This is a genomic window from Williamsia sp. (assembly GCF_036566845.1).
GTDB lineage: Bacteria > Actinomycetota > Actinomycetes > Mycobacteriales > Mycobacteriaceae > Williamsia.
Map to the genome: position 1 here is coordinate 1 of NZ_DATCVM010000080.1, position 14,674 is coordinate 14,674.

A 14,674-nucleotide genomic window follows, 5' to 3' on the forward strand; every position below is an offset into this window, starting at 1 on the left:
CGACCAGAATCGATCACTCGATGCGCTGCATCGACTTTGTACTCGGTCGTGAACGACCGACGCTTCCGCGACATGTGAACATCCTCCCAGCGGGACCGGTGATCCCGCTATCTCGGTGTCCACTACCTCGGGGGAACCTCAGAGTTCCTGGCCTGGATCCTCGGCTGGGACCTGATCCTGGAGTTCGCGGTAGGCGCGGCGGTGGTCTCCAAGGGATGGTCGAGCTATCTGGGGACCGTCTTCGGATTCTCCGGCGGTACAGCAGAAATCGGGGGTCTCGACGTCGACTGGGGTGCCCTGGTCGTGGTCACCGTGATCACGGTGTTGCTGGTGGTGGGCACGAAGTTGTCCTCGAGATTCAGTGCGGTGGTCACGGCGATCAAGGTGTCGGTTGTTCTGCTGGTCATCATCGTCGGTGCCTTCTACATCAAGCCGGACAACTGGAAGCCGTTTGTCCCAGAATCCCAACCGTCGGAGTCCGGTGAGAAGTCGGTCGAGTCGACCCTGTTCTCACTGATCACCGGCGGCGGCGACTCCAGTTACGGCTGGTACGGAATTCTGGCCGCGGCCTCGATCGTCTTCTTCGCATTCATCGGTTTCGATGTGGTGGCAACCACCGCCGAAGAGACGAAGAATCCGAAAAAGGACGTGCCGCGCGGCATTCTCGGCTCGCTTGCCGTCGTCACGGTGCTGTACATCCTGGTGACGATCGTTGTCACCGGCATGATCAGCTACAAGGAACTGGCGACGTCAGCCGGCGACGGGGAGCCCAAGAACCTCGCGTACGCGTTCGGTCAAAACGGGGTGACATGGGCCGAGAAGGCCATTTCAATCGGTGCTCTCGCCGGTCTGACGACGGTTGTGATGGTGCTGATGCTCGGTCAGTCCCGTGTCCTGTTCGCGATGTCGAGAGATGGTCTGCTGCCCCGGACATTTGCGAAAACCAGCCGTTTCGGGACTCCGGCCCGGATTCAGATCCTGGTGGGTGTGGTCGTCGCGGTGGTGGCGGCGTTCTTCCCGATCAACAAGCTCGAAGAGATGGTCAACGTGGGCACCCTGTTCGCGTTTGTTGTTGTCGCCGCGGGTGTCATCGTGTTGCGCAAGACGCGCCCGGATCTGCCGCGTGGCTTCAAGGTTCCCTGGATGCCGGTGATCCCGATCCTGGCGATCATCGCTTGTGTGTGGCTGATGCTGAACCTGTCGGCACTGACCTGGATCCGCTTCCTTGTCTGGATGGTGATCGGCGTGGCCTTCTACTTCCTGTACAGCCAGCGTCATTCGATGGTCGGAAAGCGTGCTCGAGGTGAGATCCCCGATCAGGTCGGTGACGACATGCGGGCGAAGGTCGGGAAGGCAGATGATCCGCGAGAGTGAGCAGTCCCGGCGCTGAGCGCTGAATGACCCGGTCCGAGGACAGAACCTCGGGGCGGGTCTTTTTTTGAAATTCGGAGCTTTACAAATCCTCGATTATGTATAGACACGTGACGCAAGTCGCAGTATTGTCCAAACCAGGTTCCAGTCGAAGATCAGCCAGGAGGATGATGATGAGCACCGCGGAATCGTCGCCGGATCAACAATCGGTGGCGGCATGGAAAGACAAGAAGCGGCACCTGTGGCTGCTGGGCCTGATCCCGCCCACAGCGCTGTTTCTTGCCGCCGCTCTCGTGGCCGGGTTCAACTGGCTCGGCGCCGACCTGGTCGCCCCGGTCTGGTGGTGGATCGGACCTCTGCTCGTCTACGTGTTGCTGCCGATCCTCGACGTCTTCTTCGGGCCTGATGGGCAGAACCCGCCCGAGGAGCTGATGGGCGAGCTGGAGAACGACAAGTACTACCGCTATTGCACGTACGCCTATATCCCGTTCCAGATCGCGAGCCTGGTCTTCGCCTGCTACCTGTGGACCGCCGACGACCTCAGTTGGCTGGGGATCGACGGTGGCCTCGGGCTCGTGTCGAAGCTGGGGCTGGCCCTGTCGGTCGGTGTGATGGGTGGCGTCGGTATCAACACCGCACACGAACTCGGGCACAAGAAGGATTCGCTGGAGCGGTGGCTGTCGAAAATCACTCTCGCGCAGACGTTCTACGGGCACTTCTATATCGAGCACAACCGCGGCCACCACGTGCGGGTCGCGACGCCGGAGGACCCCGCCAGCTCCAGATACGGTGAGACCTTCTGGGCCTTCCTGCCGCGAAGTGTGTGGGGGAGCCTGAGGTCTGCGTGGAGTCTCGAACGCACGCGGATGCACCGGTTGGAACGTTCGGTGTGGAACATCCGCAACGATGTCCTCAACGCCTGGCTGATGTCGGTGGTCCTCTGGGGCGCACTGACCGCGATTTTCGGCTGGCAGGTCCTGCCGTTCCTGATCATCCAGGGTGTCTTCGGTTTCACGCTGCTCGAGACCGTCAACTACCTCGAACACTATGGCCTGATGCGTCAGAAGACCGCCGGCGGACGCTATGAACGTGCCCGTCCGGAGCACAGCTGGAACTCCGATCACATCTGCACCAACATCTTTCTGTATCACTTGCAACGGCACAGCGATCACCACGCCAACCCGACCCGGCGCTACCAGACCCTGCGCAGCTTTGACGGCGCCCCCAATCTGCCGAGCGGCTACGCCAGCATGATCGGGCTGGCCTACTTCCCGCCGCTGTGGCGAAAGGTCATGGATCACAGGGTGATCGAGCACTACAAGGGGGATCTTTCGTTGGCCAACATCGTGCCGAACCGCCGCGAGCAGATCCTTGCAGCTCACTCACCGTCCATGCCCGGCGACGAGAAGGGAACCCAGAAATGAGCGCGTACCGCTGCCCGGTCTGCGACTACGTCTACGACGAGACGTCGGGAGCTCCGCGTGAGGGGTTCCCGGCCGGCACCGAGTGGACGCAGATCCCCGACGACTGGCCCTGCCCCGACTGCGGCGTCCGCGAGAAGATCGATTTCGAGGAGATGGTGTCACCGTGAACTACAAGCTTTACGTCTGTATGCAGTGCGGATTCGAATATGACGAGGCAAAAGGCTGGCCCGACGACGGGATCGCCCCCGGCACCCGTTGGGAGGACATCCCCGACGACTGGAGTTGCCCGGACTGCGGCGCGGCCAAAGCCGACTTCTACATGGAGGAAGTGACCCGCTCGTGAACCGGGTGGCCGAGCGGGCCGTTACCCTGGCCGACATGTCAGAGGTACCGGAACCGGCGTCGGCCACCGCGGGGTCTGCTGCGCCAATCCCGTTCGCGCAGGCCACCAAACGATTGCTCCGTAACAGCCTCCTGGACGGGATGCGGGAACTGCTGCGCACGAAGGACTGGTCGGCGGTCACGATGGCCGACGTGGCGGCGGCCGCCGGAGTCAGTCGGCAGACCGTCTACAACGAGTTCCGCTCTCGGCAGGGGCTGGCCACGGCGTACGCACTCCGTCTGACCGATGAGTTCGTCGACCTGATCTCCGAAGCCGTCCTCTCCCACGAGGGGAGGGTCAAAATGGCTCTGGCCGAGGGCTTCTCGGACTTCTTCGCTTCGGTCGCCACCGACCCACTGATCCAGTCGCTGCTCATCGGCCAGGCCAAGCCCGACCTGCTCCGGCTGATCACCACCGATGCCGGGCCGTTGATCGATCAGGCCAGCGGCCGGATCAGTGCGTTGTTGCAGCACAGCTGGGTCCAGGCCGAAGAGACAGCGGCCGTGCGAATCGCCCGCGCGGTGGTCCGGATGGCACTGAGTTACGTGTCGATGCCACCGGAGGCCGATCGAGATGTCGCCGACGATCTCGCCGAGATCTTCGCGCCCGTCGTTGATGCCGCAGCCGGGGGCGGACCGTCTTCGTCCAGGGGTTAGCCTGATAGGCAACATTCAGTGGGACTTTGAGGAGTGGTATATGACATCGGTCCAGAACGGCCCGCTCGTAGCGGACAGCCGTGGCGGTATCGACTTCAAGGTGGCGGATCTTTCGCTGGCCGAATACGGCCGCAAGGAGATCGGCCTTGCGGAACACGAGATGCCGGGTCTGATGGCATTGCGTCGCGAATATGCGGATGTGTTGCCGCTCAAGGGTGCTCGTGTGTCGGGCTCTCTGCACATGACGGTGCAGACCGCAGTGCTGATCGAGACGCTCGTTGCACTGGGCGCAGAGGTGCGCTGGGCATCCTGCAACATCTTCTCGACCCAGGACGAGGCTGCGGCCGCGATCGTCGTCGGGCCGTACGGCACCGTCGACGAGCCGAAGGGTGTTCCGGTCTTCGCATGGAAGGGTGAAACCCTCGAGGAGTACTGGTGGGCCGCAGAGCAGATGCTCACCTGGCCCGGCGAACCGGCCAACATGATTCTCGACGACGGCGGCGACGCGACCATGCTGGTCCTGCGCGGCGCTCAGTTCGAGAAGTCGGGCGTGGTTCCGCCGGTCGACGAGAACGATTCGGCCGAGTACAAGGTGTTCCTGTCGCTGCTGCGCGAGCGGTTCGAGAGCGACAAGAGCAAATGGTCGAAGATCGCCGACTCGGTCCAGGGCGTCACCGAAGAGACCACCACCGGCGTGCTGCGCCTCTACCAGTTCGCTGCTGCCGGCGAATTGGTGTTCCCGGCCATCAACGTCAACGACTCGGTCACCAAGAGCAAGTTCGACAACAAGTACGGCACGCGGCACTCGCTGGTCGACGGAATCAACCGCGGCACCGACGTTCTCATCGGTGGCAAGAAGGTTCTGATCTGCGGCTACGGCGACGTGGGCAAGGGTTGTGCAGAATCGTTGGCCGGCCAGGGCGCACGTGTCCAGGTCACCGAGATCGATCCGATCAACGCGCTGCAGGCACTGATGGACGGGTATGACGTCGTCACCGTCGAAGAGGCCATCGGCAATGCCGACATCATCATCACCTCTACCGGCAACCTCGGCATCATCACCTTCGATCACATGAAGCAGATGAAGCACCAGGCGATCCTGGGCAACATCGGTCACTTCGACAACGAGATCGACATGGCCGGCCTCGAGTCGGCCTCCGACGTCAAACGGATCAACATCAAGCCGCAGGTCGATCAGTGGATCTTCCCCAACGGCAAGTCGATCATCGTCCTGTCCGAAGGTCGCCTGCTGAACCTGGGCAACGCCACCGGCCACCCGTCGTTTGTGATGAGCAACAGCTTCTCCAACCAGGTGATCGCCCAGATCGAGCTGTGGACCAAGAAGGACGAATACGACAACGAGGTCTACCGGCTGCCCAAGGCCCTGGACGAGAAGGTCGCCAAGATCCACGTCGAGGCACTCGGTGGGTCGCTGACCAAGCTCACCAAGGAGCAGGCGGAGTACATCGGCGTCGACGTCGAGGGGCCGTACAAGCCCGACCACTACCGCTACTGAGTTCTAGAACCACCTGAGATGGTGGGTTCGGGCGAGCATTCCACCTGTTGACTGCCGCCCGAACCCACCATTTTCGGTGGTGGGGACTATCCGGTGATGATGTCGTCGTCTTCCGTCGGAGTCTGGGTCAGACTCGGACAGAAGCGCCATTCGCCGTCTTCCTTCTTGAACGACCACGTGACGTCGCCGGAGTCGTTGTCGATCGACATCACGCCCTCCACCGTGCCGACCGGGCCCTCGACCACCACGTCACGGACATCGATGGACGCGGAGATCGGGCCGTTCTCTTCGAACAGGTCCTGGTATCCGGCGGTGGATTCCGTGCGCGAATCGGCGTCGCACGCCATCTGGTGCAGGCCGACCGCGTCCTGGGTGTTGATCAGTTCGACGCGCAATTCGGCGGCCGCGGCGACGTCGTCTTCGTCGGCCGAAGCACCAGAACTCTTCTCGGCCGATGAACTTCCGGACGCGTCGGCGACCACCTCGTCTTCGGTGCTCTTGTCGCCGCCGGCCAGGACGGCCACGGTGATCACCACACCCAGGACGACCACGACGGCAGCGGCGATCGCGCCGATGATCAGGCCGGTGTGGTTGCTTTTCGGCGGGCGCGGCGGTGGTGCACCCCACCCGCCGGATGGAGCCGGTCGCCCCCACTGCGGCGCTCCGGGACCAGGTGCCTGACCCCACGGCCCCGGTTGCGGCGCCGGTGGCTGTTGTCCTTGGCGGTGTTGTGGATATTGGCGCGGGTCGGGGTTCTGCCACCCCGGACGACCCGCCGGCGGATAGCTCAAGAGTTCCTCCCCACAGGGTCCACCATGTGCGTCCGATTCATGTTTGTCAGATCTCGCGGGTGTCGCAGATCTTCCACGTCTCCAGCCGATTCTCCATGGTGAAGGTGAACTGACTGGTCTTGACCGGGCTCTGGTCGGCGGGGTCGACGTAGGTCAGCGACACCGTCGCCTCGGCACCGTCACCCTCGACCACGATGCCGGTGACCGAGTTCAGCTGCATGTCGTTCAGTTCGACGCTGCTGTCCGACTGGAGGTCCCGGATGATGTCCTGCTCAGCACCGCAGGTGACCGCGAGCGCGGTTTCCCAGTCGGCATCGCTGAACGCGACGGTGTACGTCCGGATCGCGTCCTCGATCTGCTCTTCTGCCTCCGCCTGGGATGACTGTGAGGTTGTGGTCGGTACGTCCGGATCGGCCTTCGGATCGGAGTCGTCGCTGCCGAGCGTGACGAAGAGGACAACTGCAAGGACCACCACAACCACTGCGGCGGCGGCGATCCCGATGATCCACGGCGTCTTGCTCGGTGGCTTCGGCCCGTTCGGTGGGGGTCCGTATCCGGCAGGCCCCACGCCACCGGGTCCGGACGGTGGTGGTGTGTTGGCTCCATAACCGGTGCCGTAGCCGGTGCCGTACTGATCCGGCCGGTATTCGGCAGTCGGCTCATACGGCGGTGGCTGATTCTGGGGTGGCTGGTTCTGCGGTGGTTGCGTCTGGCCCCAATCCGGCCCGGCACCCGGCGAACCGGCCCACGTGGGTTCGGATCCGGTCTGTCCACCCCATGTGGGCTCGGACGGCGACTGGCCCCAACCCGGTTGATTCGGTTGGCTGTCCGGGCCCTGTCCCCAACCCGAGTTGTCCGGGTTGTCACCAGGTCGGTGCGGACCGTTGGGTGGTTGCGTCATGGAGACCTCCGAGCGGGTTCAGGGCAGGCAGGATGAGGACGATGAGGATCTGAAGCGGTGGGTGGGGCTTCGCTGACTGGGAACTCTACGTCGGGACGACGACACCGAACACCGCAAGGTACCCACGCCGTGGTCGTGTCACCGGGCCGTCGACCGTTCGTTCCGAGGGCCCGACGGACGATCAAAGATGTCGAGTGATCTGTTGCAGATCATTCTGTTGGCACATCTTCCAGCCGGTTTCCTCGCGTTTGAAGTACGAGACCGTCTGCGGCGGCGTCGACAGCGCCCCGATCCCGGTACCGCTGACAGTCAATGTGACGTTTGCGGTCGCCAGATCGGCCGGAGATGAACCGATGAACCGAATGTCGGTTATCCGGGCGACATCGACGGTGCTGCCGGCGTCGGCGGGTCCGAGGGTGTCGATGATCGGTCCGCCGATCGGACCGCTCTCGGCGCAATAGGTGAGTTGCAGCGCGGACGGGTCACGATCGTTGAGCGCGGTGATCTGACGGTGGACGAGTTCTTCGATCTGGGCAGTGTCGCTCGGCGGACCGCCCCGGAGACCGAAGGCGATGCAGAGGAGCGCGATGTTGACCAGCAGGACACCGGCGGTGATCGCGGCGATGGGCCGGACGGGTATCGGTGCGGTGGATTGCGATCCGTGATGGTGGCCGACATGGACCGGGAGATGGATCATCGATACCTCCCATCGTCTGCGACTTCCACCAGACGCTAGCGATGTGTGCGTGCCGAACAGTCCACGTCACGGCCGGCGTTACGGTCTCTTGATGGGGTTGTGACCAAATCCGCTGAATATCAGATGGATATCAGCCGATCGGCGAGATCGGGATCGGGTTCGGTACCAAGTCGTGACCATGGGGACATCCAGCCACGTTCGGCCAGCCCGCGGTAGACCAGCGCCGTACGGTCCTGCAGGGCGTGGTCGCGTTCGTAGTGGTCACGCGTACGCGAGATGTCGGTCGCGGCGCGAGACTTCGCCCGGTCGATCGCGAGCTCGGTCGGCACGTCGAGTAGCAGATGATGGTCGGGTACGGCCAGCCCGAACCTACCGAATTCGAGTGCGGTGACCCATTCGACCACCTCACCGTCGGCGGCTTGCCCGAGACGGGCCGCGCTGTATGCGGCGTTCGAGGCGACGTACCGGTCGAGGATCACGGCGTCGTTGGCGGACAACAACTTCCGCAGTTCGGCATCGGCGTCTTTACGATCGAGTGCGAACAGCAACGCCATTGCGTACACGCTGGACCTCAGGTCGCCGTGTTCGCCGTGCAGCGCCTCTGCCGCGATTTCGGCGGTCACGGATTCGGAATACCTCGGGAAGGTGATGGTCGCCACGCGATAACCCTCTGTGGCCCAACGGTTTACGAGTCCCGTCACCAGAGTGTGTTTACCGGCGCCGTCCAGGCCTTCTACTGCGATCAATACACCCACACCGTCGAGACTAACCGTCGTGGGAAGCGGGGTGCCACAGCCCGTGTGATCGAAAGTCGGCGCGCCAACCGCACTTTGCAACGATTCGGTGACACGATATGCAAATGAAACCCAGGATTCTGGTTGTGGACGATGATGCGGCATTGGCGGAGATGCTCACCATCGTGTTGCGCGGGGAGGGCTTTGAGCCCTTTGTCGTCGGCGACGGCACCCAGGCCCTCACCGCGGTCCGGGAGATCCGGCCCGATCTGGTGTTGCTCGACCTGATGCTGCCCGGCATGAACGGCATCGACGTGTGTCGCGTGTTGCGCGCGGATTCCGGTGTGCCGATTGTGATGCTGACGGCGAAGTCGGACACCGTGGACGTGGTACTCGGACTCGAGTCCGGTGCCGACGATTACATGGTCAAGCCGTTCAAACCCAAGGAACTCGTCGCCCGTGTGCGCGCTCGGCTGCGGCGCACCGAGGACGAACCGGCCGAGTTGCTGGCCATCGGTCCCATCGAGATCGACGTCCCGGCGCACAAGGTGACCCGCGACGGCGTGCCCATTTCCCTGACGCCGCTCGAGTTCGACCTCCTGGTCGCCCTGGCGCGCAAACCGCGACAGGTGTTCACTCGCGACGTGCTGCTCGAGCAGGTCTGGGGGTACCGCCATCCGGCGGATACTAGGCTGGTCAATGTGCACGTGCAGCGCCTGCGGGCAAAGGTGGAGACAGATCCGGAGAACCCCGAGGTTGTTCTCACCGTGAGGGGGGTCGGCTACAAGGCCGGACCGCCGTGATCGGACGCCCACGGCGCCGCATCAACGGGACCTTCGGACCGGCGATGCGCCGGGTGGGCTCGGTCGGCAGATTTGTCGGCCAGATGTGGCGGCGATCGCTGCAGCTGCGGGTGGTCGTGTCGACCCTCGTGTTGTCGTTTGTGGTTGTGCTGATCCTGGCGTTTGTCCTCACCAGCCAGATCACCGACCGTCTGCTCGACCTCAAACTCCAGGCCGCGACCGAACAACTCGATCGCACGCGGCTCGCCGTCGAACGTGATCTGACGGGAGCCGACGCGGATGCGTCGCTGCTCAACCGTCTGCGTCAGACACGCTCCGTCCTGACCGACACGGGTATCGAATCGGGTGACAGCACGGGTTCCGTCGGTACGTTCGACACGGTCTTGCTGGTGCCGAGTTCCGGCCCGACAGGTCCCACCGGCGTCGGCCCGATCGGTGAGATCCCCGAGAACCTGCGCCGGATGGTTCAGGGCGGCCAGATGGCGTACCGGTATTCGTCCGTCACCGGATCGGACGGTCAGCAGATCCCGGCGCTGATCATCGGCAGCCCGACCAACACCGACATCCCGGGTCTCGAGTTGTATCTGGTCTTTCCGCTGACCAACGAAGAGAGCACTGTGTCCCTGGTCCGCGGCACGATCTTCACCGGCTTCCTGGTGCTGCTCGGGCTGCTGGCCGCCATCGCCATCCTGGTGTCCCGGCAGGTGGTGATCCCGGTCCGTTCCGCGTCGCGGATCGCTGTCCGTTTCGCCGACGGCAGGCTCAACGAACGTATGCCGGTGCGCGGCGAGGACGACATGGCCCGGCTCGCGATGTCGTTCAACGACATGGCCGAAAGCCTGTCGAAACAGATTTCTCACCTCGAGGAGTTCGGTGGGCTGCAGCGGCAGTTCACCTCCGACGTGTCCCATGAACTCCGGACCCCGCTGACCACGGTGCGGATGGCCGCCGACGTCCTCTACGAGAGCCGCGACGAGCTCGAACCGGTTCTGAAGCGATCCGTCGAGCTGCTCGACATGGAACTCGAACGATTCGAGACCCTCCTCGGCGAACTGCTGGAGATCTCCCGCCACGATGCCGGTGTCGCAGAACTCTCGGCCGACCGGTTGAACATGACCATCCCGATCGACGCCGCGATGAAGACGGTGCGGCATCTGGCCGAGGAGACCGACACCGAGCTCATCCTGGACCTCCCGGACGACCCGATCATCGCCGAGGTCGATCCGAGACGGGTGGAGAGGATCCTGCGCAATCTGCTGGCCAACGCGATCGACCACGGCGACCAGAAACCGGTGACGTTGACGATGCGCACCGACGGAGACGCGGTGGCAATCACGGTGCGTGACCGGGGCATCGGTCTGCGCCCGGGTGAGGAAAAGCTCGTGTTCAATCGATTCTGGCGGTCCGACCCGTCCCGTTTCCGCCGCTCGGGCGGTACCGGCCTGGGGCTGGCCATCAGCGTCGAGGACGCCCGATTGCATCAGGGGCGTCTCGAGGCCTGGGGTGAACCTGGCAACGGCGCCTGCTTCCGGCTGACGCTGCCGCTGGTCCGCGGGCACAAGGTGTTGGGCAGCCCACTGCCGCTCAAGCCTCCGGGGTCACGCCGCGCACCTCGTGATTCGGGGTCCTCCGGTGAATGAAGGTTCGGGTCCCGGTGAATGAAAGACAGCGGCACGAGACGGCCGACGAACAAAGGCGAGGTGAGGTGATGATGAGCGGTGTGACGCGTCGCCGCGCCGGTCGAGGGTCTGCTCGACGCCGGTTGTCCGCCGGGTTGGTCCTGGGGATCCTGGTGTCGCTGTTGTCGGCGTGTGTCTCGATACCCAACAATTCGAGTCCGCAGCCGCTCGGATCGCTCGAGCGCCGGCAACCGACCACCAACGTCCCGACCCCGGCACCGGGGATGGACCCGGAGGCGCTGGTCCGCAGCTTCCTCAAGGCCTCCGCGCAACCCGGTTCCGATCATCTCGCGGCCCGGCAGTTCCTGACCAAGGAAGCCTCCGACTCCTGGGATGACCAAGGGGGCGCGCTGCTGCTCGACGAGATCAACGTCCTCTCCGACAACCGCACCAACGACACGATCACCGTCCGGGTCAACGGGGAGAACACGGGCGAACTGAAACCGAGCGGGCAACTCATCCCGAGTTCGGGACGGATCGAGATCCGATTGTCGCTGACCCGGGTCGACGGGGAGTGGCGGATCAACGGGCCGTTGCCGGCCGGCGTCCTCATCGACCGTGAGCAGTTCGAGGCCTCGTACCGGCCGCACGTGCTCTACTACCCGAGCCACGACGACCAGCATCTGGTTGCCGACCCCCGCTGGTTCTACACGGGCAGCGACCAGTTGGCCGATCAGCTGATCGGGTCGCTGATCGCCGGACCCGTCGACGACCTGCGCGGTGCCGTCAGGAACGAGTTCCCGCCCCGGTCGTCCCTGCGTGGATCGATCGAGTCGCTCGGCAGCGGGGGTATCCGGATCGACCTGGTCGGTCTGAGCGGGCTCGGTGGTGCCGAACGCAATCGCCTGGCAGCGCAGATCATCTGGACGCTCAGCGATGCCGACATCAGCGGCCCGTACGTGATCGATGCCGACGGTGCCCCGCTCAACGAACGTTATGCGGGTGGATGGCAGACCAAGGACGTGGAGTCGCTCAATCCGCATCCGCCGTCGAGTCCGGTCGGCCTACACGTGGTGCAGGGCGGTTCGTTCCAGTTGGTCGCGGACAACGCCCTGGTACCGGTACCGGGTGCGATGGGCGCCGCCCGGGATCTGGTCTCGGCGGACCTCTCCGCGGATGGCGCCCGGGTGGCCGCGGTGTCGCAGAATCCCGCACCGGACCCGGCGCCGACGCTGGCGCTCTCGATCGGTGATTACGGTGCCGGTGTGACCCCGGTGATCGAGGGCGGCACGATCACGCGACCCTCGTTCGCCGGTGATTCGCAGACCGTGTGGGCAGTTGTCGACGAGACACGGGTCACCCAGATCACGCAGATGTCGGGCAACAGTCAGGTCACCGAGAAGGAAGTCGATTCGTCGGCGATCCGGTCGGTGGCACAGGGTCCGATCACCGAACTGCAGGTGTCCCAGGACGGCGCCCGCGCTGCGCTGATCGTCGGTGGTCAGGTGGTGCTCGCGATCATCGAGGACAGCGCGGACGGCAGGCTGGCGTTGTCGAGCCCGCTGGGTGCGGCAGCGCTGAACATCGTCGGAGCGGTGTCACTGGACTGGCTCAGCAGCGAGATGCTGGTGGTCGGCCGCAGCTCGACCGAGGGATCGGTGGTTCAGCTGCGGATCGACGGGATGCCACCGGGCGCGCTGCCCAGCGGCAACCTGACCCCGCCGGTGACGTCGGTGACCGCGAGCCCGTCGACGATCTACGCCGCCGACAGTCGCGGTGTCCTCCGACTCGGGGGAACCAGCGATGAGCCGGACCAATATTGGAGTGAGGTCCCGCCGACAATGGGTACGGCCGCGATACCTGTTCTGCCGCATTAGTTTCTGCGCGACACCGTGACCTCGGGGCGGGTGTGTCTGGGGAGCGTTCCGTGCACTGTGGACAGCGCGGCCGGTCGGCGGAGGGCCGGTCGTGGAGGGTGTGGGCGTCCGGGCATCATTGCCGACCATGGTCGAGCGCGTGTGGCCGGCGCTGGTGGATCTGGTGGTTCCGTTGCAGTGCGGTGGATGTGCCCGGCCCGGGACCCGGTGGTGTCGTGGATGCGCCGCGGCGTTCGCCGACGCGCCGATCGAGGTCCGGACCCGGGTTCGCCTGCCTGTCCCCGCGTACGCGCTGGGGCGGTACACGGGCGTCCGGCGGCAAGCGATCCTGGAGCTCAAGGAGCGCGGCCGCCGCGACCTCTCCGCCCCTTTGGGCGCAGCGGTGGCCGGGGCAATACGGGCTCTCGACCGCTGGTCTGAGCTGCCGGCCGCCGAACGTCTGCTGTTGATCCCGGCGCCGACCCGGCCGATGTCGGCGCGACGTCGCGGAGGTGATCCGGTGACCGCGATCGCCGATTCCGCGGCCCGGTCGCTGGGAGATCTGGCGGCGGTGAGGCCTCTGCTGATCACGTCGATGTGGGCGCGTGATTCGGCGCACCTGTTGGCAGACGAACGCGGCGACAATCTCGCCGGCGCCATCCGGATCAGGCGTGGCGCTCGTACCGACCTCGCGCCCACCCGCGGCCGCGACGCCGCCGTCGTCCTGCTGGACGACGTGCTGACAACCGGGGCGACCGCGGCCGAATCCGTCACGGTGCTGGCCCACGAAGGAATCGACGTCCATCTCGTATTGGTCATCGCGGCAGCGTGATTCGCGGTGCGCGCCGGCCGGATCCCAGCGAAACGATCTGGTGCCCACAGTCATTCGACTGACGCGAAAGCCGCTCCACGAGCATGACCTGAGTCGACGCGCCGGTGAACGGGCAGGGGCAAAACTGTGGCGAACAGTTGTCCGGAGGACTACGGTCGGAGGTGCATAAGTTAGCCGCACCAAAGGTCGCCGACAAGAGGCGGTCGGGGGGAGGTGAGAGCCCAACTCACAGACCGGTTGCTGCAAGCATGTGCGCTGCGGTGACCGGGATTTTTGTTCACCGATCCAGGAGGTATCGCAAGTGACAACAAGCGTCGGCAAGGCAGCCGTTTCCGAATCTGCGGACAGCGCGGATTCCAGCACGAGTCCCGACACAATCACCCGTACCGACCCGTTTGATCCGGGTATATACGTCCGAAGCGAATCGTCCGAAGAACTCTCCCGCCCTGACGCCGAAGTGCAGGTCAGCGGCCGCAACGTTGAAATTCCCAACCACTTCCGCATACATGTGATGGACAAACTGTCCCGTGTGGAACGGTTCGATCCCAGGATCTTCCGGTTTGATGTCGAACTTCACCACGAGCGAAATCGCCGTCAGTCCAAGGTCTGCCAACGACTCGAGATCACCGCCAGGGGTAAAGGCCCCGTGGTCCGAGGAGAGGCCTGCGCAGACAACTTCTACGCCGCACTCGATGGCGCATTGTCCAAACTCGAATCGCGCCTCCGCCGGACCAAGGATCGGCGCAAGGTTCACCACGGCCTGAGAACACCTATTTCTGTGGCCGAGGCCACCGCAGCGGCGGATCCGTCGCTGAACGGCAGTGCCCCGGCGCAACCGAGCGCTGAAGACCGTTGGGCCGACCATGATCCGGAGGCAGCGGGCCCCGGACAGATCATCCGCGTCAAAGACCATCCCGCCGAGCCGATGTCGGTCGATGACGCCCTCTATGAGATGGAATTGGTCGGCCACGACTTCTTCCTCTTCCACGACAAGGAATCCGACAAACCGTCCGTCGTCTACCGCAGGCATGCGTTCGATTACGGCTTGATCCGCCTCGCCTGAGCGCGCGGCGGGGCTCTTGATTCGCCTCG

14 protein-coding genes and 1 pseudogene are annotated in these 14,674 nt (G+C 64.4%); 11 read left to right on the top strand and 4 right to left on the bottom strand.

Annotation, left to right across the window (positions count from 1 at the left end):
- Positions 1-141: 141 nt before the first annotated feature.
- The 6 genes and pseudogenes from VIQ49_RS06590 to ahcY all read left to right on the top strand — a co-directional run.
- Positions 142-1,374, top strand: a pseudogene (locus VIQ49_RS06590) (APC family permease); the annotation flags it as partial.
- 170 nt (positions 1,375-1,544) lie between these two features.
- The gene (locus VIQ49_RS06595; RefSeq protein WP_414731590.1) at positions 1,545-2,795 is read left to right on the top strand and encodes an alkane 1-monooxygenase; all 1,251 of its coding nucleotides are present in this window, start codon (positions 1,545-1,547) and stop codon (positions 2,793-2,795) included.
- A complete protein-coding gene (locus VIQ49_RS06600; protein ID WP_331882272.1) occupies positions 2,792-2,962 on the top strand; it encodes a rubredoxin in 171 nt (56 codons plus the stop codon). The genes VIQ49_RS06595 and VIQ49_RS06600 overlap by 4 nt, the downstream gene beginning before the upstream one ends.
- Complete coding sequence (locus VIQ49_RS06605; protein ID WP_331882275.1) at positions 2,959-3,138, top strand: rubredoxin; 180 nt, start codon at positions 2,959-2,961, stop codon at positions 3,136-3,138. Before VIQ49_RS06600 ends, VIQ49_RS06605 begins: the two co-directional genes overlap by 4 nt.
- 35 nt (positions 3,139-3,173) lie before the next feature.
- Positions 3,174-3,833 carry a TetR/AcrR family transcriptional regulator gene (locus VIQ49_RS06610; RefSeq protein WP_331882277.1) on the top strand — a complete coding sequence of 220 codons (660 nt, stop codon included), beginning with the start codon at positions 3,174-3,176 and terminating at the stop codon, positions 3,831-3,833.
- Positions 3,834-3,873: 40 nt separating this feature from the next.
- The gene (gene ahcY / locus VIQ49_RS06615) at positions 3,874-5,349 is read left to right on the top strand and encodes an adenosylhomocysteinase (RefSeq protein WP_331882280.1); all 1,476 of its coding nucleotides are present in this window, start codon (positions 3,874-3,876) and stop codon (positions 5,347-5,349) included.
- 86 nt (positions 5,350-5,435) lie between these two features.
- Here ahcY and VIQ49_RS06620 read toward each other — a convergent pair whose 3' ends face one another.
- The 4 genes from VIQ49_RS06620 to VIQ49_RS06635 form a co-directional block, all read right to left on the bottom strand.
- Positions 5,436-6,140 carry a hypothetical protein gene (locus VIQ49_RS06620; protein ID WP_331882283.1) on the bottom strand — a complete coding sequence of 235 codons (705 nt, stop codon included), beginning with the start codon at positions 6,138-6,140 and terminating at the stop codon, positions 5,436-5,438.
- A 46-nt stretch (positions 6,141-6,186) separates the two neighbouring features.
- Positions 6,187-7,041, bottom strand: coding sequence for a hypothetical protein (locus VIQ49_RS06625; RefSeq protein ID WP_331882285.1), 855 nt, complete (start codon positions 7,039-7,041; stop codon positions 6,187-6,189).
- 181 nt (positions 7,042-7,222) lie between these two features.
- Positions 7,223-7,738, bottom strand: coding sequence for a hypothetical protein (locus tag VIQ49_RS06630; protein WP_331882288.1), 516 nt, complete (start codon positions 7,736-7,738; stop codon positions 7,223-7,225).
- Between the two features lie 119 nt (positions 7,739-7,857).
- Positions 7,858-8,493: a dTMP kinase gene (locus tag VIQ49_RS06635; protein WP_331882291.1), complete on the bottom strand. Its 636-nt coding sequence runs from the start codon at positions 8,491-8,493 to the stop codon at positions 7,858-7,860.
- Positions 8,494-8,597: 104 nt separating this feature from the next.
- Between VIQ49_RS06635 and mtrA the strand changes: the two genes are divergently transcribed.
- The 5 genes from mtrA to hpf all read left to right on the top strand — a co-directional run bounded on the left by mtrA (position 8,598) and on the right by hpf (position 14,645).
- Positions 8,598-9,275 carry an MtrAB system response regulator MtrA gene (mtrA, locus tag VIQ49_RS06640; protein WP_020109338.1) on the top strand — a complete coding sequence of 226 codons (678 nt, stop codon included), beginning with the start codon at positions 8,598-8,600 and terminating at the stop codon, positions 9,273-9,275.
- Positions 9,272-10,915 carry an MtrAB system histidine kinase MtrB gene (gene mtrB / locus VIQ49_RS06645; RefSeq protein WP_331882297.1) on the top strand — a complete coding sequence of 548 codons (1,644 nt, stop codon included), beginning with the start codon at positions 9,272-9,274 and terminating at the stop codon, positions 10,913-10,915. The genes mtrA and mtrB overlap by 4 nt, the downstream gene beginning before the upstream one ends.
- Before the next feature lie 14 nt (positions 10,916-10,929).
- Positions 10,930-12,771 carry an MtrAB system accessory lipoprotein LpqB gene (lpqB, locus tag VIQ49_RS06650; protein WP_331882299.1) on the top strand — a complete coding sequence of 614 codons (1,842 nt, stop codon included), beginning with the start codon at positions 10,930-10,932 and terminating at the stop codon, positions 12,769-12,771.
- A 127-nt stretch (positions 12,772-12,898) separates the two neighbouring features.
- Positions 12,899-13,582 carry a ComF family protein gene (locus VIQ49_RS06655; protein ID WP_331882301.1) on the top strand — a complete coding sequence of 228 codons (684 nt, stop codon included), beginning with the start codon at positions 12,899-12,901 and terminating at the stop codon, positions 13,580-13,582.
- A gap of 376 nt (positions 13,583-13,958) precedes the next feature.
- A complete protein-coding gene (hpf, locus tag VIQ49_RS06660; protein WP_414731591.1) occupies positions 13,959-14,645 on the top strand; it encodes a ribosome hibernation-promoting factor, HPF/YfiA family in 687 nt (228 codons plus the stop codon).
- The last annotated feature ends 29 nt before the right edge of the window (positions 14,646-14,674 follow it).

Excerpts from the sequence above, each read along its gene's own strand:
- VIQ49_RS06595 (WP_414731590.1), top strand. The coding sequence starts at position 1,545 with ATGAGCACCGCGGAATCGTCGCCGGATCAACAATCGGTGGCGGCATGG.
- VIQ49_RS06600 (WP_331882272.1), top strand. The coding sequence starts at position 2,792 with ATGAGCGCGTACCGCTGCCCGGTCTGCGACTACGTCTACGACGAGACG.
- VIQ49_RS06610 (WP_331882277.1), top strand. The coding sequence starts at position 3,174 with ATGTCAGAGGTACCGGAACCGGCGTCGGCCACCGCGGGGTCTGCTGCG.
- ahcY (WP_331882280.1), top strand. The coding sequence starts at position 3,874 with ATGACATCGGTCCAGAACGGCCCGCTCGTAGCGGACAGCCGTGGCGGT.
- VIQ49_RS06625 (WP_331882285.1), bottom strand. The coding sequence starts at position 7,041 with ATGACGCAACCACCCAACGGTCCGCACCGACCTGGTGACAACCCGGAC.
- VIQ49_RS06630 (WP_331882288.1), bottom strand. The coding sequence starts at position 7,738 with ATGATCCATCTCCCGGTCCATGTCGGCCACCATCACGGATCGCAATCC.
- mtrA (WP_020109338.1), top strand. The coding sequence starts at position 8,598 with ATGAAACCCAGGATTCTGGTTGTGGACGATGATGCGGCATTGGCGGAG.
- VIQ49_RS06655 (WP_331882301.1), top strand. The coding sequence starts at position 12,899 with ATGGTCGAGCGCGTGTGGCCGGCGCTGGTGGATCTGGTGGTTCCGTTG.